Origin of the sequence: Oxalobacter paraformigenes (assembly GCF_000158475.2) — a bacterium.
Taxonomy (GTDB): Bacteria; Pseudomonadota; Gammaproteobacteria; order Burkholderiales; family Burkholderiaceae_D; genus Oxalobacter; species Oxalobacter paraformigenes.
In genome coordinates, this window is sequence record NZ_KI392031.1 from 145,942 (window position 1) to 166,582 (window position 20,641).

The 20,641-nt window shown below is 53.2% G+C and carries 17 protein-coding genes; 7 read left to right on the forward strand and 10 right to left on the reverse strand.

Going from position 1 to position 20,641, the window contains the following annotated elements; genetic code table 11:
* Position 1: 1 nt before the first annotated feature.
* From lptB to OFAG_RS04025, 5 genes are read right to left on the reverse strand one after another with little or no spacing between them, the layout of a single operon-like run.
* Positions 2–745, reverse strand: a complete 744-nt coding sequence (gene lptB, locus OFAG_RS04005) for an LPS export ABC transporter ATP-binding protein (protein ID WP_005877779.1) — start codon at positions 743–745, stop codon at positions 2–4.
* Positions 742–1,296, reverse strand: coding sequence for a lipopolysaccharide transport periplasmic protein LptA (gene lptA, locus OFAG_RS04010; RefSeq protein WP_005877777.1), 555 nt, complete (start codon positions 1,294–1,296; stop codon positions 742–744). The genes lptB and lptA overlap by 4 nt, the downstream gene beginning before the upstream one ends.
* 16 nt (positions 1,297–1,312) lie before the next feature.
* Positions 1,313–1,918 carry an LPS export ABC transporter periplasmic protein LptC gene (gene lptC, locus OFAG_RS04015; RefSeq protein WP_005877776.1) on the reverse strand — a complete coding sequence of 202 codons (606 nt, stop codon included), beginning with the start codon at positions 1,916–1,918 and terminating at the stop codon, positions 1,313–1,315.
* Positions 1,915–2,442: a KdsC family phosphatase gene (locus OFAG_RS04020; protein ID WP_020994829.1), complete on the reverse strand. Its 528-nt coding sequence runs from the start codon at positions 2,440–2,442 to the stop codon at positions 1,915–1,917. Before OFAG_RS04020 ends, lptC begins: the two co-directional genes overlap by 4 nt.
* Positions 2,442–3,458 (reverse strand): KpsF/GutQ family sugar-phosphate isomerase, encoded by a 1,017-nt coding sequence (locus OFAG_RS04025; RefSeq protein WP_005877774.1) that lies wholly within the window; start codon positions 3,456–3,458, stop codon positions 2,442–2,444. Before OFAG_RS04025 ends, OFAG_RS04020 begins: the two co-directional genes overlap by 1 nt.
* A 305-nt stretch (positions 3,459–3,763) precedes the next feature.
* Here OFAG_RS04025 and OFAG_RS04035 point away from each other — a divergent pair, with 305 nt between their 5' ends.
* Together OFAG_RS04035 and OFAG_RS13670 are read left to right on the forward strand one after the other, a co-directional pair.
* The gene (locus OFAG_RS04035; protein WP_005877773.1) at positions 3,764–5,749 is read left to right on the forward strand and encodes a monovalent cation:proton antiporter family protein; all 1,986 of its coding nucleotides are present in this window, start codon (positions 3,764–3,766) and stop codon (positions 5,747–5,749) included.
* Between the two features lie 267 nt (positions 5,750–6,016).
* Positions 6,017–6,175 (forward strand): hypothetical protein, encoded by a 159-nt coding sequence (locus OFAG_RS13670; protein ID WP_020994830.1) that lies wholly within the window; start codon positions 6,017–6,019, stop codon positions 6,173–6,175.
* 59 nt (positions 6,176–6,234) lie between these two features.
* On the opposite strand, the gene uvrA is transcribed toward OFAG_RS13670, so the two are convergent.
* Positions 6,235–9,105 carry an excinuclease ABC subunit UvrA gene (uvrA, locus tag OFAG_RS04040; protein ID WP_005877772.1) on the reverse strand — a complete coding sequence of 957 codons (2,871 nt, stop codon included), beginning with the start codon at positions 9,103–9,105 and terminating at the stop codon, positions 6,235–6,237.
* 245 nt (positions 9,106–9,350) lie between these two features.
* On the opposite strand from uvrA, the gene ssb reads away from it, so the two are divergent.
* The gene (gene ssb / locus OFAG_RS04045) at positions 9,351–9,821 is read left to right on the forward strand and encodes a single-stranded DNA-binding protein (protein ID WP_005877771.1); all 471 of its coding nucleotides are present in this window, start codon (positions 9,351–9,353) and stop codon (positions 9,819–9,821) included.
* A 303-nt stretch (positions 9,822–10,124) separates the two neighbouring features.
* Positions 10,125–10,319, forward strand: a complete 195-nt coding sequence (locus tag OFAG_RS04050; protein ID WP_040719549.1) for a hypothetical protein — start codon at positions 10,125–10,127, stop codon at positions 10,317–10,319.
* A gap of 166 nt (positions 10,320–10,485) precedes the next feature.
* Here the strand turns inward: OFAG_RS04050 and OFAG_RS04055 are convergent, their stop codons facing one another.
* The gene (locus OFAG_RS04055; protein ID WP_005877770.1) at positions 10,486–11,658 is read right to left on the reverse strand and encodes an MFS transporter; all 1,173 of its coding nucleotides are present in this window, start codon (positions 11,656–11,658) and stop codon (positions 10,486–10,488) included.
* A gap of 410 nt (positions 11,659–12,068) precedes the next feature.
* Between OFAG_RS04055 and OFAG_RS04060 the strand changes: the two genes are divergently transcribed.
* Complete coding sequence (locus tag OFAG_RS04060; protein WP_020994832.1) at positions 12,069–13,016, forward strand: ZIP family metal transporter; 948 nt, start codon at positions 12,069–12,071, stop codon at positions 13,014–13,016.
* Positions 13,017–13,156: 140 nt separating this feature from the next.
* Positions 13,157–14,611 (forward strand): Ppx/GppA phosphatase family protein, encoded by a 1,455-nt coding sequence (locus OFAG_RS04065; RefSeq protein WP_005877768.1) that lies wholly within the window; start codon positions 13,157–13,159, stop codon positions 14,609–14,611.
* A gap of 13 nt (positions 14,612–14,624) precedes the next feature.
* On the opposite strand, the gene OFAG_RS04070 is transcribed toward OFAG_RS04065, so the two are convergent.
* From OFAG_RS04070 to OFAG_RS04080, 3 genes are all read right to left on the reverse strand, one after another.
* Positions 14,625–16,406 carry a SulP family inorganic anion transporter gene (locus OFAG_RS04070; RefSeq protein ID WP_020994833.1) on the reverse strand — a complete coding sequence of 594 codons (1,782 nt, stop codon included), beginning with the start codon at positions 16,404–16,406 and terminating at the stop codon, positions 14,625–14,627.
* 198 nt (positions 16,407–16,604) lie between these two features.
* The gene (ppk1, locus tag OFAG_RS04075; protein ID WP_005877764.1) at positions 16,605–18,893 is read right to left on the reverse strand and encodes a polyphosphate kinase 1; all 2,289 of its coding nucleotides are present in this window, start codon (positions 18,891–18,893) and stop codon (positions 16,605–16,607) included.
* A gap of 223 nt (positions 18,894–19,116) precedes the next feature.
* A complete protein-coding gene (locus OFAG_RS04080; RefSeq protein WP_005877762.1) occupies positions 19,117–19,566 on the reverse strand; it encodes an Hsp20/alpha crystallin family protein in 450 nt (149 codons plus the stop codon).
* Positions 19,567–19,826: 260 nt separating this feature from the next.
* Between OFAG_RS04080 and OFAG_RS04085 the strand changes: the two genes are divergently transcribed.
* Positions 19,827–20,516 carry a transposase gene (locus OFAG_RS04085; protein WP_020994835.1) on the forward strand — a complete coding sequence of 230 codons (690 nt, stop codon included), beginning with the start codon at positions 19,827–19,829 and terminating at the stop codon, positions 20,514–20,516.
* The last annotated feature ends 125 nt before the right edge of the window (positions 20,517–20,641 follow it).

The window sequence follows — 20,641 nt, forward strand, 5'->3', positions numbered from 1 at the left end:
TTTACATTCTGAAATGTTCGCCCAGGTAAACGCGTCTGACCGATTCGTTCTGAATGATCTCTTCAGGATGGCCGCTGGCCAGAACGGTACCCTGATTGATAATGTATGCGTGGTCGCAAATACCCAGTGTCTCCCGGACATTGTGATCGGTGATCAGGACGCCGATGCCCCTTTCTTTCAGAAAACGCACAATCCGCTGGATTTCAATCACGGCAATCGGATCAATGCCGGCGAAAGGTTCATCAAGCAAGATAAAATGGGGATCGCTTGCAAGGGCGCGGGCAATTTCAACGCGTCGGCGTTCCCCGCCGGAAAGCGAGAGCGCTGAATTGGTACGCAATTTTTCAATTTGCAGTTCGGCAAGCAAACCGTCCAGTTTCAGCTCGATTTCGTTTTTCGACAAAGGTTTGCCGTCCTTTTTTTGCAATTCCAGTACGGCCCGGATGTTGTCTTCGACATTCAGTTTGCGAAAGACGGACGCTTCCTGAGGAAGATAGGAGAGTCCCATGGACGCCCGTTTGTGTATCGGCAACCGGGTCAGATCGATACCGTCCAGCTCAATGGTGCCGTCGTCGGCCGGGACAAGCCCGACAATCATGTAAAACGAGGTGGTTTTCCCCGCGCCGTTAGGGCCGAGCAGACCGACGACCTCACCGCTTGAGACGTTGAGGGAAACGTTGGAGACGACGGTTCTTTTACCGTAGGTTTTCTGTAAATGACGGACAATCAGTTTGCTTGCGCTCATTTCGTAGTCTTCTTTTCGCGGGGTTGAATAACGGCCTTGACACGTCCCGCACCGGGTTTGGACACGCCTTCATTAGTGTTGTAGACACTGTAATATTCCGTTTTCCCGTCATAGGAAATGAATTCTCCCGTTATATCGTCGGTGATTTTCGTGCCTTGCAACCGTTTCACCCGGGCACGGGTAAAGAATTTCGCTACTTCCTTTTTATTGTCGTATTCGATTTTTTCACCGTAGCCTTCGATCCAGATGTCCGGGCCAGCGTCCTGCTTTTGTCTCAGGGAGGCCAGTTTGCCCGGTGCGGCATAGAGGGTAATGAACTGATAGCCTTCGGGATCTTCCACAATAACGGCTTTGCCCGCCTTGATCAGCAAGGTTCCTTTTGTGACGACAACGTTTCCGGTGAAAGTCGTGATTTGCTTCACATCGTCAGAGGTCATCTGGTCTGCCTCGATGTTGGTCGGCTTGTTGGCGTCCGCTCTTTCTGCCGCCGCATTTGAGGCCAGGCCGATACAGAAAAGGAGGGCCAGAAGTTTGAAGGAAGTTTTTTTCATTTCGCTTGTCGGACGGTTAGGGGTTTGACTTGCCAGGTGGTTGATAAGTGATTCTGGCCCGGTTGAAAATTTGCAGTTCGCTTGTCGCATTGTTGGCCTGCATGCCCACTCCGGTCATGACAGAATGGTTGTCGTGGACGATCACTTCCCTGTCGCTCGTCATGATTTCATCGTCGGGATAAACAAGAACGTATTCGGATGTCAGCTTGAACGGTCCTTTTGTTGCGGACGGTTCCCGATTCATGACGACATCGTTTCTCATGTGGATTTTGCTGTTGAAGTCCTCGACATAGGCTTCCTTCGATTTGATCGTCTGTAATTGCGAATCATTGTTCAGCGAGAAGATAACCGGATTGTCGATGAGATAGGAATCCTCGATAGGGAAATGCGTCATTTTGGTTCCGATCGCTTCGTACTGGGCTTGTCCGTCAGGCTTCATCTTGAAGTACCGGAAATTTTCAACGATGAAGTCGGGCTCCGTTCGCTGGGCAAGCGCAGCGGCATCCGTGGCCGTTTTCCGGATGACCATATTGAGCCACATGCTTCCCAGCGTCAGGATCAGGACTACCACAAAAACAATGGTGAGTCGTACGCGAAGCGCCGATTTCGGTCCGTAAATCATGCCAGGAAAGTCTCCAGAACAGAGGTGTAACAGCCCTTGGCATGCAAGATCATATCGCAGACTTCCCGGACAGCGCCGTTTCCTCCGGTATGGCGGGTCACATAATCGACACGGGAAAGGACTTCGACATGACCGTTTGGAACGCTAAATGAGACGCCGACACAGGTAAGGACGGGCAAATCGATGATATCGTCGCCAATAAAGCCGCATTGGTCGGGAGTATGACCGGTTTTTTCAAGCAGTTGCGCGAACGCCTGCTGTTTTTTGCCGGCCCCCTGAATAACATGGCCGATTTCCAGATCGGTGGCCCGCCTGTTGACGATGGGAGAATTGCGGGCGCTGATGATGGCGGTTGAAACGTCCGCGTTTTTCAGGAGTTTGATGCCGTGACCGTCCAGGACATTGAAACTTTTGAACAGTTCGCCGTCCGCTCCATAATGCATTTTTCCATCTGTTAGAACCCCGTCAACGTCGAATATCATCAGTTTGATGCGGGACAGCCTGTTCTTCAGTTCGGGATTCATCAGATCACCTTCGCTTCTGTCAGGTCGTGAATGTGCAAGGCTCCGACAAGTTTGCCGTTCGGATCGGTTACCAGAAGCTGGTTGATGCGGAATTTTTCCATCATGCTGACCGCTTCGGCCGCCAGTTTGCCGGGCGCTATCGTACGCGGGTTTTTCGACATGACGTCCTTTATAACGATTTGGGAAAAGTTCTGCTGTTTTTCAATAAGCCTGCGCAGGTCGCCATCTGTGAAAACGCCGATGGCGCGCCCTTCGTTATCGACGACCGAGGTCATGGCAATTCCTTTTTTGGTGATCTCGAACAGGGCATCGTAGAGCAGGGTGTCGGCTTTTACTACAGGAACGTCGTCTCCCTTGCGCATGATATCGGAAACCAGCGTCAAAAGACGCCGGCCCAATGTGCCGCCCGGATGCGAACGCGCGAAATCGTCTTCCCGAAAACCTCTGGCGTCCAGAACGGCAACGGCAATGGCGTCGCCCAGGGCGAGCGTCGTCGTGGTGCTGGCTGTCGGCGCCAGATTCAGGGGGCAGGCTTCTTTTTCGACAAAAACGTTCAGGTGCACATCCGCCAGCTGTGCCAGACTCGACCGGGGACGTCCCGTCATGGCAATCAGGCGGGTTCCCATACGCTTGATAATGGGGGCGATCGCCATCAGTTCTCCCGCTTCGCCGGAATAGGAGATGGCGATAAAAACATCGTCATGCGTGATCATGCCCAAATCGCCGTGTGCCGCTTCGGCGGGGTGAACGAACATGGCCGGTGTGCCGGTCGATGCGAGGGTCGCAGCGATTTTCCGGCCGATATGCCCCGATTTGCCCATGCCGGACACAACGACACGGCCCTTGCAGTTTAAAAGCAGGGAAACGGATTCGAGGAAATGTTCCGCATCTTCTTCCAGAAACCGTTTCCGGAGAGTCTCCAGCGCAAGCGCTTCGGTTTTGAGCGTATCGTCCGCCAGTTTCAGCAAGCGGCCGCTGTCGATTGGCGTTTTGTTTTTTATGACTTCCTTGTTCATAATGAAAGTATAAACGAATTATCCGGGCATGAATCCTGCAGGCCGTTAAAAGGACAGGGCAGCGTGTTTCAGGATAAGCGTTGCCGGATTGTGAATTTCATTATTTTACAGGGTTGTCCCTGAAACAGCTGTAACACTTCGTCACAAAAGGAAAACCTTGGATGCGGATGAATTTGGATACAATAGCATTTGTCAAACTGTCACGATTGATGCGAAAAAACGGCAGTGAACCGGATGTCCGGCAGCGTTGAAGCTGCCGGTTTTTGCAGCCGGTATGATTAACCGGAAACAGATAACGCCATTTCATGCAATCTTCCCTCGAATTCGTCCTGTTGATGCTGGGTTCCGCCGTTATCGGCGTGGTTATTTTCCGCTATCTTCAGTTGCCTTCGATATTGGGATATCTGGCGGTCGGTGTCGTGATCGGCCCGCATTCGACCGGACTGGTCAGCGATACGCAATCGCTGGAGGGACTGGCTGAATTCGGGGTGGTCTTCCTGATGTTTACGGTTGGCCTTGAATTCTCGCTGCCCCAGTTGCTCGCCATGCGGAAAATCGTTTTCGGACTCGGTCTGGCGCAGGTGACGATTTCCATTATCGGTTCCATCATTATTACCCTTTCCATCGTTTTCGTTCTGCCGCAGCTGGGTACCACGACCTGGCAGGCCGCGCTGGCGATGGGAGGCGCCTGGGCAATGTCCTCGACGGCTATTGTGTCGAAAATGCTGGCGGAACGGATGGAGCTGGAAACCGATTACGGACGCCGGGTTATCGGTGTGCTGCTTTTTCAGGATCTGGCAGTTGTGCTGCTGCTGATTATCGTGCCGACGCTCGCCAAAGAAACGGGCGATATATGGCTCATTATCGGCATGGCTTTGGGAAAGACGGCGCTGGTTCTGGTGCTTCTGCTCTTTTTCGGCAAAAAACTGATGAGCAAGTGGCTCGGGATTGTCGCGGCGAGACGTTCCCAGGAACTGTTCATGCTGAATCTGCTTTTGATGACGCTGGGCGCTGCCTGGATAACGGAACAGGCCGGGTTGTCCATGGAACTGGGGGCGTTTATTGCCGGAATGCTCATTTCCGAAACCCGTTACAAGAATGAAGTGGACGTCGATATCAAATCGTTCCGCGATGTGCTTTTGGGCCTGTTTTTCATCACGATCGGCATGATGCTCGACATGAATCTGGTCTTGCAGTACTGGTGGCTGGTATTGCTGATTATCGTGAGCGCTTTCCTGTACAAGTTCGCCCTGGCCGCCTGGCTCACGAGGTTGTTCGGCGCCTCCAAAGGCGTTAGCATCAAGACAGGGCTGGCCCTGGCGCAGGCCGGTGAATTCAGTTTCGTGCTGGTCAATCAGATTGCCGGGCTGGACATGGTGGAACCCTGGCTTTTGCAAGTGACGATGGCCTCGATGGTGCTGTCAATGCTGGCTGCACCGTTTATTATCCTGAATGCCGATAAGATCGTCATGCGCTTCTCTGCCAACGAATGGATTCAGCAGTCGCTGGAGCTGACCAAAATCGCCAGCAGTTCCATGTCCTTGCAACGGCATGTCATTCTGGCAGGTTTCGGCCGGACAGGGCAGAATATCGCTACCCTGCTTGAGGAAGAGCAGATACCGTACCGGGCGCTGGATATGGATCTGGAACGCGTCCGGAAAGCGGAAGCGGCGGGCGCCAATGTCTCGTACGCCGACGCAAGCCGGCGGGAAAGTCTGGTTGCCGCCGGTATTCACCGGGCTTCTTCCCTCATCGTCACGTTTGCCAATATCAATACGGCCTTGAGGGTGCTGTACTATGCCAAGGAACTGGCGCCGAATCTGCCGGTTATTGTACGCAGTTATGACGATTCGGACTTTGACCGCCTGAAAGCCGCGGGCGCTGATGAAGTTGTCCCGGAAGTCATTGAAAGCAGTCTGGTGCTGACTTCGCACGCTTTCATGTCCTACGGTGTGCCGATTCAGAAAATCATCAAACGCGTTCAGGCTGCGCGGGCTTCCCGTTATGCCAAACTGAGAGAATATTTTCATGGAGAAACCGATGCGGTTCCAACCGATAGCGATTCGTACTGGCGCTTGCATTCCCTGCGCCTGCCTGAAGGCGCTGCCGCGGCAGGGAAGACGGTGGGCGAACTGGATTTGCCGTCGAGTCATGTCGAAATAACCATGGTCAGGCGGGGCAAGGAACGGATTGTGGTGACGGACGATCTGGTGCTTCGGGAAGACGATGTTCTGGTTTTGCGCGGCACCTCCGAAGGTATCGCTGCTGTTGACGAGCTTCTGATGAAATAACCGAAATCCCGGGGATTTGCCGCTTCCGCTTTTCCGCGTGCATGGGGCAGGCTTTGCAAAAGAGCCGGTTTTTGTCGCTTTCTTTTCAGGCAAATTCTGTCACAGGGAATACCCGTGTCCGTCAGCTCGTGTCGAAGTCCGGAAACAGGGAATCGGGCCGGTTCCCGGGCTTTCGGGTGGGAAAATAAGCGATAGGCTGCCTTTTCCAGAAAAGCGGTTCCATCTGTTTTTCAGGGAGAGGCCGGTTTCTTAACGGAACCGTTTGGTATGGCGGTGAAGTTTTGCAAGCTGCTCTTGTCGGGTTTTTTCGTCGAACTATCGGCGTGTTGCCCGGAAAACTGTTCCGCGCAACACGCCGATAATGGCGACGCCCTGAAAAACCTCAGCTATCCGGAAAGAGGCTTTTCATCGTATCTTTTGCTTTAGGCCAACGGTTGTCCGGCATGGCCAGTCGGGCGCATTGGTGAGGGGGAAAGGGCGATTTCCTATTTTTTCGGCGCTTGCAGGACGGGGCCAAGATATTTCCCCGTCACACTGTTGGATTTTTTCGCAATGTCTTCCGGGGTTCCCGTCGCCATGATCTGGCCGCCTCCGGCTCCCCCTTCAGGCCCCAGATCGACAATCCAGTCCGCCGTTTTGATGACGTCCAGGTTATGTTCTATGACAACGACGGTATTACCCTGATCGCGCAGACGGTGGATGACTTTCAAAAGCATGTCGATATCCTGGAAATGCAAGCCTGTTGTCGGTTCATCCAGGATATACAAAGTCCGTCCCGTATCCCGTTTGGACAGTTCCAGCGAAAGCTTGATGCGCTGGGCTTCTCCGCCGGAAAGCGTGGTGGCGCTCTGGCCAAGCCGGATATAGCCGAGGCCCACATCCAGCAGGGTTTGTAGCCGTCTGGCAACAGCCGGTACGGGTTTGAAGAATTCGAACGCTTCTTCCACCGTCATGTTCAGCACGTCGGAAATGTTTTTATCCTTGTAGGCGATTTCCAGTGTTTCGCGGTTGTACCGTTTGCCGTGGCAGACGTCGCAGGGAACGTACATGTCCGGAAGGAAATGCATTTCCACCTTGATGACCCCGTCGCCCTGACAGGATTCGCAGCGCCCGCCTTTGACATTGAAGGAAAATCGTCCCGCGGTATACCCTCTTTCGCGCGCCTGCGGAACACCGGAAAACAGTTCGCGGATCGGGGTGAACAGTCCTGTATAAGTGGCCGGGTTCGAGCGGGGCGTGCGTCCGATGGGTGCCTGATTGACGGATATAACCTTGTCGAAATGCTCCAGTCCTTCGATGGATGAGTAGGGAGCCGGTTCCGTCTGGGAACCGTACAGATGGTGGGAAACGGCCGCGTAAAGGGTATCGTTGATCAGGGTCGATTTGCCTGAACCCGACACACCCGTTACGCATGTGAGAAGCCCGACGGGCAGATTGAGCGTCACGTTTTTCAGATTGTTTCCGGAGGCGCCCTTGATGACAAGTTGTCTGGCCTTGTCCCGTCTGACCCGTTTTTCGGGGATGGCAATCGAACGCGATCCGTTCAGGTATTGTGCGGTCAGCGATTCCTTCGATTGCAGGATTTCAGCGGGGGAACCGCTGACGACGACATGGCCGCCGTGTACACCGGCGCCCGGCCCCATATCGACGATGAAGTCTGCTGTCCTGATGGCGTCTTCATCATGCTCGACGACGATAACCGTGTTGCCGATATCGCGGAGATGTTTTAAGGTAGCGATCAGCCGGTCGTTGTCGCGCTGGTGGAGGCCGATGGAGGGTTCGTCCAGAACGTACATTACACCGGTCAGGCCGCTGCCGATCTGTGAAGCCAGACGAATGCGCTGGGATTCGCCACCGGAGAGCGTTTCGGCGCTCCGATCCAGAGACAGGTAGTCGAGACCGACATTGTTCAGGAAATGAAGACGGGAAACGATTTCGTTAATGATCCGGGTCGCGATTTCCTTTTTCGCTCCGGCAAGGGAAAGGGTTTCAAAATACGCCAGCGCCTCGTTCAGGGGCAGGTGGGTGATTTCATGAATGGCGCGCTCTTCCTGACCTTCGCCGACCTTGACGAAACGCGCTTCGGTGCGCAGCCTGGCACCCTGGCATGAAGGGCAGGCCCGTTCGTTGATCAGTTTGGCCAGATCCTCGCGGACAGCCATGGAATCGGTTTCGCGGTAACGGCGTTCCAGATTGTTCAATATGCCCTCGAAAGCGTGTTCACGCACCCAGGGGCGTCCGTGGCTGTTCATATAAGTGAAGGGTATTTTTTCCTTTCCTGATCCATAAAGGACGATATGCCGGATATTTTCAGGCAATTCTTCATAAGGCGTGTTGACGTCGAAATGATAGAAGTCCGCCAGATTCTGAAGCATCTGGAAATAGAAAGGATTTCTCCTGTCCCAGCCTTTTACCGCACCCGCCGCCAGTGACAGGCCGGGAAAAAGGACGACCCGTTTGGGATCGAAGAATTCGATATGGCCCAGTCCGTCGCATTCCGGACAGGCTCCTACCGGATTGTTGAAGGAAAAGAGTCTTGGCTCGAGTTCATGAAGGGAATAGCCGCAGACGGGACAGGCGAACTGGTTGGAAAAAACCTGTTCCTCGCCTGTGTCCATGTTGACTGTCAGGGCGCGTCCCTGCGCAATGCGCAGGGCTGTTTCGAAACTTTCAGCCAGTCTCTGTTTGATATCGGCATTGACGCGCACACGATCGACAACGACGTCGATCGTGTGTTTTTCGTTTTTCTTCAGGGAGGGCAGTTCGTCGACATCGACGACAGTCGCCGGTTTTGTGCCGCTCTGGACGCGGAAACGGATGAAGCCTTGCGCCTGCATCTGTTCGAACAGGTCGGCATGTTCTCCCTTGCGGTTGGAAACGACAGGAGCAAGAATCATCAGCCGTGTTCCCTCCGGCAGTGCAAGAACCGTGTCGACCATCTGGGATACGGACTGGGCGGTCAGCGGATTTTCAGGGTGTTCGGGGCAGTGAGGCGTTCCAACCCGTGCGAAAAGCAGGCGCAGATAATCGTATATCTCGGTAACGGTTCCGATCGTCGAGCGGGGATTGTGCGAAGTCGCTTTCTGGTCAATGGCGATAGCGGGCGAAAGGCCTTCGATCAAATCGACATCCGGTTTTTCCATCAGTTGCAAAAACTGGCGGGCATAGGCGGACAGGGATTCGACATAGCGCCGTTGTCCCTCGGCATAAAGCGTGTCGAAAGCGAGCGACGACTTCCCGGAACCGGAAAGGCCGGTGATGACGATCAGCTTGTTGCGCGGCAGGTCGATCTGGATATCTTTCAGATTGTGCGTGCGTGCTCCGCGAATGACGATTTTTTCTTGATTCTCTGACATGGAAGAACCGCTCCCGAATGAAAAATGAACTGTGAATGCATACAGGCCAATCCCGTATCATAACGTATTTGTCAATCTTTCACAGAAAGCACTGACAACCGGGCTTGCAGCGTTTGATCCATACAAAAGAATGACGGTTCAGCCTGCTTCGGGCTGCACGATTGCAGCGACAGTGTCATATAATACGGTTTCATTTACGGGAGTGTATTTCTAACCTCATCCTTCAATTCCATCAGGAGAAAGTCATGGCATCGATTAACAAGGTTATCATCGTCGGCAATCTCGGTCGCGATCCGGAAAACCGTTATTTGCCCAGCGGTGAACAGGTTACGGGCATTGCGGTTGCCACGACCGACCGCTGGAAAGACAAGGCGACAGGGGAACAGAAGGAAGCGACGGAATGGCATCGTGTTTCGTTTTTCGGCAAGCTCGCCGAGATTGCCGGCCAGTATCTGAAAAAGGGATCGCAGGTCTATATCGAAGGGCGCCTCAGAACGCGGAAATACACGGACAAGGAAGGCATTGACCGTTACGCGACCGAAATCATTGCCGACACCATGCAGATGTTGGGCAGCCGTCAGGGCGCCGGGGATCCGTCTGACGATCGGGGCGCGTATCAGCCGCCTTCCCGTCCCGCGCAAAATGCCGGACAGCAACGCCAGCAGGGCAGTCGCCCGCCCAGCCTGTCTGATATGGATGACGATATTCCGTTTTAAGGGAACGGTTTATTGCAAAAATGCCGGTTACGGTTTTCCGAACCGGTATTTTTGTTTCGGAAATCCCGCTGGAAACGGCTGAATCCGGAAAGAGCCGGTGCCAGAGCGGGGATGAGACTGGAAAGAATACTTTTTTGGGCGTTTCCCGGTGTGTCAAATAGCGGGAATAGCGCCGATCAACCTTTCGGCTGTGATCTTCAAAAATGGAGGGAATCGGTCCGGCCATGATGCCAGCTCATTTACACAGTGTATGTGGCTGGCGTTTTCCCGGACTGAGGTGCCTTGGCTTGTCTTAGAACCCGGATGTCTCTCTGTCTGAAAAAGGGGTGTGCTGACCGGAGCGGCGCGCTGATCAGTATGCCGGACGGGAGTGCGGCCGTTTTTGACGGCGCTTATCTTATGGCCGGAGTCGCTTCCGGCATGATGGCAAACGGGATACCCGCCGGATTTGGGCCGCTTCCCATAAAAACGGCCATTTTCAGCATGACGCTATCCTGACGGTCTTTTGAACGCATCCGGTTTCGGCAAGTCTTCCCGAATTCGGCAAGTGCCTTTGCAATGCCTGTCTTAAGCTGGACTGGGGTTTACCGGTACGGTTTTGGGCGAGGAACGCGTTTGGCAAGGGAATTCAGAACGGAGGCTTGCAAGGTTTCCCGCCGATAGCTCAGTTCTGCGAAAGCCCGTTGATGATCCTTCTTCCCGCAAACCAGACCAGCAGGGCGAAAAGGCCGGTGGCGCACAGCGCCATGCTGAAGCTGCCGGTATATTCCCGGACGGTTCCCAGTACCAGCGTCAGCATGACGTTGGCGATGTTGGCGATCATGTTCATGAAGCCGGCGGCAGTCGCCAGATAGACCGGCGACATGACACTGCCGGTCAGGCTGAAGATCGAACCGTAATTGGATCCGCCCAGAACGGCCAGCAGCATGCCGACAGCCAGTCCAATGTAAACGTTTCCGGCCAGTCCCAGAAGGATATAAAGGATGCCGATAGCCAGAACTGCCGTATTGGTTATCCAGCTGCGGGAAAACCACCGGAGAAAAACGCTTCCGTAAGCGCGGCCCAGGGTTCCGACCAACAAAACGCATCCGGTGGCCAGGCTCCACGCCACGGCAGTACTTTTTCCATCCATGTCGGCCAGAATGGAGGGCAGCCACTGGCCGAGATTGTTCAGTGTCCCGTAAGAGAGGCCGTGGAACATGCCCAGTGCCCAGATCGGAACGGATGTCGAGACGGTTTTAAGGGCGGCCAGCAGATTGCCGAGAGTACTGGCGCTGTTTGCGCCGCTTTTTCTGACGCGTGCCGGCAACAACAGGGACAGCAAGGCGGCTCCCAGAGCGAGTGCGGCCGGAATCAGATAGGAAAACCGCCAGGCTGCACCGCCCAGATAGGGTAGCGTCACGAAAGGAAGCATGGTGCCGAGACAGAATGAGGCTCCTTGTATTCCCTGTGCCTGTGCGACTTTTTCCGGGGGTGCCAGCATGCCCGTGACTTTGACGCCCGCCAGAAAAAGTAGGCCGGAACTGAGCCCCGCCATGAAGCGCAATCCCGTTGCCAGAGCCAGATTTTCCGGGGCGAGAAAAGGCAGCAAACTGGCGGCCATGGCAATAAATATGGCGATCAGAAAACCCCGGTAAACGCCGATTTTGTCGAGGATCAGGCCCGCGGGCAGTTGCACGAGACTGTGGGCCCAGAGCAGTCCGCTTAAAAACAGGGAAAGCCCGGCATAACCGATGCCGAAAAGAGCCATGAACTGGGTACTGAGCGGCGCGACGCTCATGAATAAATATCCTGCACTGATGCTGATGACGGCAGGAAACCAGATGATCGAAAGCATGTTAGCCCGGTACGGTTATTGAAAAATCGGAAACAATGAAATTATCGGCAATTCATCGCCAGCTGGCGAACGGATTTTTCATTTTCACTATACCTGTCCTCTTCTTATAACAAAAATACTTTTTTTGTGGGCAATTTATAGGTTTCATGAATAAATCCGCGAAAGAGGGAACGAGCAAACCCGAAAGGCGTACCCGTTGCATTTCGGTAAGTGGGCTATACTTCATGAAGGTGGTGGAACGGCTTTTTCATGGCCGGGAAAGCTGTTTGCGAGGATAACAGTTGTTTCTGTACCGAGTGAAACGGTTTTCTGCCTTTTTTTGCGTGATCTTGAAAAGCAGACAGAAAGTCTGATTTAGCCTTTAAGTGAAACGGCGTCAACTTGGCAAACAGGCTTTACAAAAGTAAAACATGACATTTGAAAAAACAAAACGCCCGGAAAACAAAACCGCACCGGGGTGGTGGAACGCCTGCCTTCATTATTCGAGGCGGCACTGGTTTTATGCCGGCTTTCTTTTGCTGTCGTCAGTGACGATTCTGGCGCTTTTTTTGCAAAGTCTTTTTCAGCTTGCCTCCGGCGGCGTCAGTCTGGCCATGCAATATGCCGTTGCCGGCGGGCTGGCCGGTTTTGCCGGGACGGCACTGGGCGCCGTCCCGGCGCTCGTCTTAAAACGTTTGCCGGCTTATGTCGAAGATACCATGCTGGGTTTTGCGGCAGGCATGATGATGGCGGCCAGCGCTTTTTCGCTGATATTGCCGGGACTGGACGCCGGAATGTCCATGACTGGCAACAAGGCATATGGAGCCGGTATTGTCGTCCTCGGTATGGCGCTGGGCGTCATTCTGATGCTGAGTCTGGACAAATTCACCCCTCATGAACATGAAACGATCGGTTCATTCGGGCCGGGAAACGACCGGTTCAACAAGGTATGGCTCTTTGTCTTTGCCATTTCCCTGCATAATTTGCCTGAAGGCATGGCGATCGGCGTCGGTTTTTCGCAAGCCGATATGGCAATCGGCCTGCCGCTGACGATCGCGATCGTGCTGCAGGATATTCCCGAAGGACTGGCTGTTGCGCTTGCCTTGCGCAGCGCGGGCGTCAGCCGTCTGAGAGCGGTGCTGATTGCCGCCGCGACAGGGATTTTCGAACCGTTCGGATCGCTCCTGGGGGTTGGCCTTTCAAGCGGGCTTGCCCTGTCGTACCCTGTCGGTCTTGGTTTTGCGGCTGGCGCCATGCTTTTTGTCGTGTCGCATGAAGTGATTCCGGAAACGCACCGGAACGGTCACCAGACACCGGCCACAGTGGGCCTGATGGCGGGTTTTGCGCTGATGATGGTGCTCGATACCACGCTGGGGTAATGCCGTGCCCGCAACTGTCCCTGCGACGATTGGATTTCCGTATTTTTTAAAGAAACGGTAATATTGTCCTGAAATAATGGGGAATGGCCCACAGGATCATCATGGGCTTTTACAGGCGGTTTTAGAAAAGGCGTGTCGGCATGTTCGCTGCAATAGATCTCGGTTCCAACAGTTTTCGTCTGCATATCGGAGAGTACGTCAATGGGGTGATTTGCGTGGTCAAGAGTGCGCGCGAGCCGAACCGGCTGGCGGCTGGACTCGACAAAAACAATGTTTTGTCCGAAGAAGCCATGGCGCGCGGTCTGGAAGCGCTTAAAAAGCTGCGCGCCATTTTGGATGCCTACCCTCTCTCGGATGTCCGGGCCGTTGCCACCAATACGCTCCGGATCGCTTCCAATGCGCCGGTTTTTTTGCAGAATGCGGAAAAGGTGCTGGGTTATCCTATTGAAGTCATCTCGGGAGAAGAAGAGGGAAGGCTGATTTATCTGGGAGTGGCCAATGTGCTGGCGCGTCCTGAAGAAAGACGCCTCGTTATCGATATCGGGGGCGGATCGACAGAACTGATTTGCGGAAAAGGGCAGGAAATAGAACGGGTCGAGTCGTTTAGCGTCGGTACCGTTCGCCAGAGTCTGGCTTTTTTTCATGACGGCATTATCGATGGCGCTTCTTTTGAAGCGGCGATCCTGTCGGCACGAAGCCAGTTTGAAGATGCGGTGGATTACTACCGTTCCTGCGGCTGGACCGAGGTTTACGGTTCTTCCGGCACCATTCGCGCCATAGCCGAAATCCTTGCTGTCAACCGGATTGGCGACGGCCGTTTCACGCTTGAAAACCTGGAACGGCTGAGGGAAAAAATGATCGGGGCAGGGCACCTCAATCAGCTGAAACTCGATGGCATCAAGGCGGAACGCGCTTCGTCGATTCTGGGCGGCCTGACGATTTTGGTCGTGTTGCTGAAAGATTTCGGCATCGGTGTTTTGAAACCGATCGAAGCCGGCCTCCGTATGGGCATCATGTGGGACATTTACCTGATGGCGACCGAGAAAGACCGCCGGGAAGAAGCGATCCGGGAAATGCTGAAGCGCTACCAGGTCGATGAACAACGGGCTATCCGGGTAGCCAATTATGCCCTGGCTATTTACAAGCAGATGAATCCGGAAGCGGACAAGTTCCTGAAACTGTTGTACTGGAGCGCCTTGCTGCACGAGATCGGTATTTTCATCTCGCCGACCAATTATCACAAACACGGAGCTTATCTGATCGAAAACGCCGACATGGCCGGGTTCACGGCACGGGAACAGCGCCAGATGAGCCGGTTTGTTCTCGGGCAAAAAGGCAATCTCAGGAAACTGAACGGCATTATGACGGTTCCCGATGCCATCAAGGCTGTGCTGGCCCTGCGGCTGGCGGTCATGTTTCAGCATTCCAAAGTCAATTTCAAGCCGGAAAAAATAAAAGTCCGGGTCAAAAACCGGATCGAGATGACGATGCCGAAGGAATGGCTGAATCTGTATCCCACCTTGCTGTACTGGCTTGAACGGGAGTGCGACTGGTGGGAAGAGGTAGGGATTGCCCTGACTGTCCGCACAGTCTGAAGGATGTGGCGGTTCACTTGTAGAGACTGTAAACGCTTTTGTTCGGGTTTTCCTTGATGTGGGCCAGCCGGACAGCGCGTTCGACACTCAGGCGGGAGAGCGAGACTTCCGGAAATTGTTTGCCGAGCGTAAATTGCAGGACTTCGTGAACCGGGTTTTTCAGGCGCGCCAGAATCAGCTTCTTGCCTTCTTTTCTCATTTCCGCAAAAAAATCGCGCAAGGCTTCGACGCTGGTCGCGTCCAGATCGGTCGTCTGTTCCAGACTTAAAATAACGGTATGAACCGGCAATTCGCTGGACGAGACGATTTCACGCGCCTGCAAAAGGATACGGTCGGCATTGGCGAAAAACATGCTCTGATCGGGTCTTAAAATCAGGATGCCCGAAACCGGTTTCGCTTCCGGGAAAACCGAAAGACTGACAAAATCGTGGCTCTGGCCCAGACGGCCCAGAACGGAAACGGTCGATTTCGAGTTTTGCCGCAACATCATCAGCAGGCTGATGGCAATCGCAATCATCAGTCCCTGCAACACGCCCAGCAACAGGACGGCCAGAACGGAAGCGACGATCAGGAGACGGTCGATTTTCCAGTTGAAGTACAGTCTGAAGCTGGACAGGGTCAGCGTTGTGGCCATGGTGGAAATAACGATGGCGGCCAGAACCGGAATGGGAATCCATTCGATATATGGCAGGACGGTCAGAATAATGATCAGGGTAATGAGCATGGCATAGATGCCGGCAAGACGCGTTTTCGCGCCGTAAGCTTCATTGGCTGCCGTTGCGGAATAGCCTGCGCCGACCGGCATTCCCTGAAAAATGCCGGAAACGAGGTTGGATATGCCCAGCGCGAACAGATCGCGGTTGGGCGCGATGGCGTCATGATGCTTCATCGCGAAACTGCGGATGGAACCGTACGATTCAGCGTACAGGATGAATACGAGCGCAATGCCGATTTCAAATAACTGCATCCATTCCGGATAGGAAAGGGCCGGAATCATCGGGTTGTTCAGATTCAGATTGATGGTTCCGACATTGGGAACGCCATACGCGGGCAAATCAAACCACTTGCTGGCAAGGATGCCGAGAAGAATGACAAGCGTTCCGCTGGGGATGTTTCTGAATTTTCCGTTTTGAATCCGTCGCAGCCATTCGACCAGTCCCAGAAAGAGAAGGGCCAGTACAGTCGTCACAAGGCAGCGGACATTCCAGAATTCGAATTGCCTGAACACGTCGAAAATGAAGGCGAAAAGATTGTCTTTTTCTATATTGAGGTTTAGTACGGCAGTGGCTTGCTTGATGATGATGACGATGGCCAGTCCGAACGTGAAACCCCGCAATACCGGTTTTGCGATAAAGTCCGTCACGTTTCCCATTCGCGTTATGGCGGCCAGAATGAAAAGGATCCCTGTCATGATAACAAGGCCCGAGGCCAGTACCAGGCGGAGCCGGGCATTGTCTTGCGCCATGGTCATGGTCGCCGCTGCCAGAACGACGGCAGAAGACGACGTGGGTGAAACAAGCGCAAAACGGCTCGAACCCAGCAGGCCGTAACAGAGCAGTCCGGCAAAAAGCCCGATGATACCGGCTTGTGCGGGCAAGTTGCCAATCCCGGAATAGGCGAGCGCCTGAGGCAGCAAGAGACCCGCAATGGACAAGCCGGCAATTACATCCTGCCAGTTCAGTTTGCCGGCGTATTTGGCGCGTATTTTCCCGAAGTCTTCTTTTGCCGGCAGATTCATGAGATCGTTTAAGGAAACAGTGCTTTCAGTCTGGTTTTTCAGGCAGTCGGAATCCACTATTATTCTGGAAGAAGTACGATTCAGACCGGTTACCGTATTGTATACAGATTTGCCGGCAACATATTGGGCCGCCTTAAAAAGGATGACTTAAAAGATACGCAAAGCGGGCGCGGCGGATGGGTGTCTTGAGAAAACCGGGGACTGCCGGTAATGGAGCGGCAAGGGCGGGAAATGGCAGAGGAAAAGCCCGAACGTTCAGGTGAGTGTTTCCCGCGGAGAATCGCCGGTTGTCCCGGCCGTTTGCATGGCTGTACCGGTTTCGCCAGGAATTGTTTCAGTCAGTGGCGATTCTTCAGGGCCGATTGTCCCGGAAGGTTCGTCGCTAGGTACCGGATCACGCAGATTTTTCAAGGGCCCGTTTTCCAGTTGCAACGGTTCCGGGCCGACCAGTTCTTTGGGGGCACTGGCGTCGTAGAGGCCGGCCAGATACTGCTGGGCTCCGAAAGGAACCTGTTTTTTGCGCAGTTTGCGACGCCGGTAAGTGCCGTTCGGCTGAAGTTCCCAGGAATTGGTGTTGTCGCGAAGATAATACTTGAGGCCTTCGGCAATAACCCGCTTTTTCAGTGCCGGGTCGAGTACGGGATAGGCTACTTCGATTCGCCTGAACAAGTTGCGGGCCATCCAGTCGGCGCTGGAAAGATAAAGGTCGTGTTTCAGATCGTTTCTGAAGTAATAGATCCGTTCATGTTCCAGAAAACGGCCGATAATGGAGCGGACACGGATGTTTTCCGACAGGCCAGGGACTCCCGGCCTCAGGGAACAGGCGCCCCGGACAATCAGATCGATTTTGACTCCTGAGGAAGAAGCAAGGTAAAGCGCGCGTATGACGGATTCGTCGATTAACGAGTTCATCTTGGCGACAATTCTGGCGGGTTTCCCCTGGCGGGCAATGCGGATTTCATTCAGTATGGCCCTGATCAGATGCCTGTGGAGGGTGAACGGCGCCAGCCAGAGGTAATCCAGTTTTTTCGGTTTTGTCAAACTGGTCAGATGCAGGAAGACCTCGTTGACTTCACTGGTGATCTGCGGATGGGCGGTCAACAGTCCGAAATCCGTATAGAGCTTGGTGGTTGCAGGGTGATAATTCCCGGTTCCAAGGTGGCAATAGTAACGGAAGGCGCCCTGTTCACGGCGGATCACCAAAGCCAGCTTCGCATGGGTTTTCAGACCCATGACGCCATAGACGACCTGTGCTCCCGCCTGCTCGAGCTGCTGTGCCCAGTCGATGTTCTGTTCTTCATCAAAGCGGGCTTTCAGCTCCACGATGACGATGACTTCTTTTCCCCGGTTGGCCGCCGCGATCAGCGCTTCCATCAGTTCGGACGTCATGCCGACCCGGTAAATCGTCTGTTTGATGACCACAACGTCCGGATCGTCAGCGGCATTACGGATGAAATCGATGACCGACTTGAACGTCTGGAAAGGATGGTGCAGGAGAATATCCTTTTTCTTCAGCTTGCTGAAAAGATCGGTGTCGTTCCCCGCATCGGGATGAACGGAAGCCTGATAGGGCGGGAAATAAAGCGAAGGCGTTTTGACAAAATTGAAAATTTCCGACAGGCGCACCATGTTGACCGGGCCGTTTACCCGGTAAAGATAATCTTCATCCAGACCGAATTCGTTTAACAGGAATGTCGCCAGATCGTCCGGACAGTTTTTGGCGACTTCCAGTCTGACGGCTGCGCCGAAATGGCGATTCTGAAGGCTGATTTTCAGGGCTTGCCGCAAATTTTTAACCTCTTCTTCATCGACCCACAAATCGCTGTCGCGCGTAACGCGAAATTGTGAGTAGGCGATCACTTCGCGTTCAGGGAAGAGATCGGAAATGTGGGCATGAATGACCGAGGAGAGCAGGCACAAGGTAATGCCGTCGTCAGACAGTTCATCAGGCAGCTTGATGACTCTCGGTAGGACTCTGGGGGCCTTGACGATGGCGATGGCGCTGCCGCGTCCGAAGGCATCTTTTCCGGCCAGTGAAATAATGAAGTTGAGGCTTTTATTGGCGACCTGCGGAAAAGGGTGGGCGGGATCCAGCACAATGGGCGTTAAAAGCGGACGGATCTGGCTCTCGAAATAGGATTTGACCCATGCCCGTTGCGCTTCGTTCCTGTCGTTATGGCTCAAAAGATGGATGCCATTCTTGGCAAGCTGGGGCAGGATTTTCCGGTTCAACAGGGCATACTGATGTTCCACCAGTGCATGGCACCGGACACTGATTTGGTGGAGCAGGCTGTTGGCGCCGGATACCGCCGTCTTTTCCTGGGTCTGGCGCGCATGAAGGCTGGATATTCTGACTTCGAAAAATTCATCCAGATTGCTGCTGCCGATGCAAAGATAACGCAAGCGTTCAAGGAGAGGCAGGCTTTCGTCTTCCGCCTGCGCAAGGACGCGCCGGTTGAATTCGAGCAGGGAAAGGTCACGGTTTAAATAAAGATTGGGCTCGAGTGAACCGGTTGGCAGATTCTGGACGGGTTTTCTTGCCATGAATGCGCTTTCGGGCACGGTATATCCTGATTATCTGTTCGTCTATGTTTTGAATCATAACAAAAAAAAATGACGAAATGATGACAGGAACCGCTTAATTGACAGCAGCTTGACCAGCTTCATGAAGTGAGCGTTCACTTTGGAAAACGGATCAGACACAGAGTGGCAGTTGGCAGATGACGGCATGGCCTGGACATGCCGCCGTTCTGCACGATGCAAGGATTTAGTTGATCGTCAGCTGGGTTCTTGCGGAACCGGGTTTTTTCGGAAGTTTCAGCTCAAGAACGCCATCTTTGTAAGTGGCTTCCGCTTTTGTTTCGTCAACATCCTGTGCCAGTGCAAAACTTCTGCTTTGTACGCCGTAATATCTTTCGCTGCGGACGGTTTTGCCTTCTTCTTCTTTATTCTCTTCTTTTTTGACTTCGAATTCGATGGTAACGAAATTGCCTTCGACAGTTACCTTGATATCCTCTTTCGGGACGCCCGGAGCGTCGGCTTTGACGAGATAAGCGTCGTCGTTTTCAGAGACGTCGATTTTAATGCGCGGTTCCGATTCCCAACTGCTCCATGGCGAGGCCATCCGGTAGTTATTGAAAAAATCATCCAGATTTCTTAATGGTTCGAAACGGCTGATTTCGTTGAAAGGATTGAAATTCGAAAGATTGCTTGCCATTTTTTTCTCCCTATTCGGTAAAGGCCACTCTTGTGTGCCTTGTGCGTTGACTGAAAGAACCCAGACGGTTTTTAAGAGCTTATCGTTTCCTGAAAATGAAATTTTGAGATCAATCAAGTTGTCAAGATGGCATAAGAAAATCAGTAAAATCGCCCTGTTCGTGTTGGAATGGGGACAAAGTATTTTTCTTTTTAAAACGTTTTTATTAAAATAAGGGACAAAGTAAACAGGCAGGCAATAATTTTTGTGGAGTGCGTCTGGTGGCCAGAAGTTCACGGCTGATCGTTCCGAATCGGCCTCATCATATTTACCAGCAAGGTAACAATCGCCAAAAGATATTCGTCGATGACGAAGATTACGCTTTGTTTATGGACTGGCTGAAAGAGGCGTCGCGCCAGTACCGGGTCGATATTCACGCTTATTCTTTGCTGGAAAGCCGTGTCCATTTGCTCGTGACGCCGGCAGACGAGACGGGAATGGCACGTATGATGCAATGGATCGGACGCCATTATGTGCCCTGTTTCAACAAAAAGTATGGTCGAAGCGGAACGCTGTGGGAAGGGCGATTCCGGACTTCCCTGGTCGAGGAGGGGGAATGGATAATGAGGTGCAGCTGGTTTATCGAAATGCAACCGGTGGCATGCGGTCTGGCAAATCGTCCGGATGATTACCTGTGGTCCAGTTATCGGCATCATGCAGGTATCCAGCCCAGTCCTCTCATTCGCGATCATGCGGTTTACTGGAATCTTGGCAACACGCCTTTTGCCCGGGAAATGGCCTATAAAGGATTTTTCGGGCATTCCGATACCCGGGAAAATGCGGAAATGGAAAAAATGTTGCTAAAAGGCTGGCCATTGGGATCGAAAGCCTTTTTAAAACAGCTTGAAGCGTCAACTCATCGCCAGTTCAGGATGGGAAAAAAAGGGCGGCCGCCTAAGAAAGAGAAATAAACCATTCATTTTTCAGGAAAATCAGGAAAGACTTCATTGTTTTTTAAGGATTATTACTATGTCCCTTTTTATGTAAAATTTATTTTTTTGTAATAAATAATTGACTACGACCCCTTTTATTTTTG

What these genes read in the sequence shown, in the direction of transcription:
- OFAG_RS04050 (WP_040719549.1), top strand. Translation starts at nt 10,125, where the DNA reads ATGTCTCTCTGTCTGAAAAAGGGGTGTGCTGACCGGAGCGGCGCGCTG.
- OFAG_RS04020 (WP_020994829.1), bottom strand. Translation starts at nt 2,442, where the DNA reads ATGAATCCCGAACTGAAGAACAGGCTGTCCCGCATCAAACTGATGATA.
- OFAG_RS13670 (WP_020994830.1), top strand. Translation starts at nt 6,017, where the DNA reads ATGGCGGTGAAGTTTTGCAAGCTGCTCTTGTCGGGTTTTTTCGTCGAA.
- lptB (WP_005877779.1), bottom strand. Translation starts at nt 745, where the DNA reads ATGAGCGCAAGCAAACTGATTGTCCGTCATTTACAGAAAACCTACGGT.
- OFAG_RS04065 (WP_005877768.1), top strand. Translation starts at nt 13,157, where the DNA reads ATGTTCGCTGCAATAGATCTCGGTTCCAACAGTTTTCGTCTGCATATC.
- OFAG_RS04025 (WP_005877774.1), bottom strand. Translation starts at nt 3,458, where the DNA reads ATGAACAAGGAAGTCATAAAAAACAAAACGCCAATCGACAGCGGCCGC.
- OFAG_RS04055 (WP_005877770.1), bottom strand. Translation starts at nt 11,658, where the DNA reads ATGCTTTCGATCATCTGGTTTCCTGCCGTCATCAGCATCAGTGCAGGA.
- uvrA (WP_005877772.1), bottom strand. Translation starts at nt 9,105, where the DNA reads ATGTCAGAGAATCAAGAAAAAATCGTCATTCGCGGAGCACGCACGCAC.
- OFAG_RS04060 (WP_020994832.1), top strand. Translation starts at nt 12,069, where the DNA reads ATGACATTTGAAAAAACAAAACGCCCGGAAAACAAAACCGCACCGGGG.
- OFAG_RS04080 (WP_005877762.1), bottom strand. Translation starts at nt 19,566, where the DNA reads ATGGCAAGCAATCTTTCGAATTTCAATCCTTTCAACGAAATCAGCCGT.
- lptA (WP_005877777.1), bottom strand. Translation starts at nt 1,296, where the DNA reads ATGAAAAAAACTTCCTTCAAACTTCTGGCCCTCCTTTTCTGTATCGGC.
- OFAG_RS04035 (WP_005877773.1), top strand. Translation starts at nt 3,764, where the DNA reads ATGCAATCTTCCCTCGAATTCGTCCTGTTGATGCTGGGTTCCGCCGTT.
- ppk1 (WP_005877764.1), bottom strand. Translation starts at nt 18,893, where the DNA reads ATGGCAAGAAAACCCGTCCAGAATCTGCCAACCGGTTCACTCGAGCCC.
- lptC (WP_005877776.1), bottom strand. Translation starts at nt 1,918, where the DNA reads ATGATTTACGGACCGAAATCGGCGCTTCGCGTACGACTCACCATTGTT.
- ssb (WP_005877771.1), top strand. Translation starts at nt 9,351, where the DNA reads ATGGCATCGATTAACAAGGTTATCATCGTCGGCAATCTCGGTCGCGAT.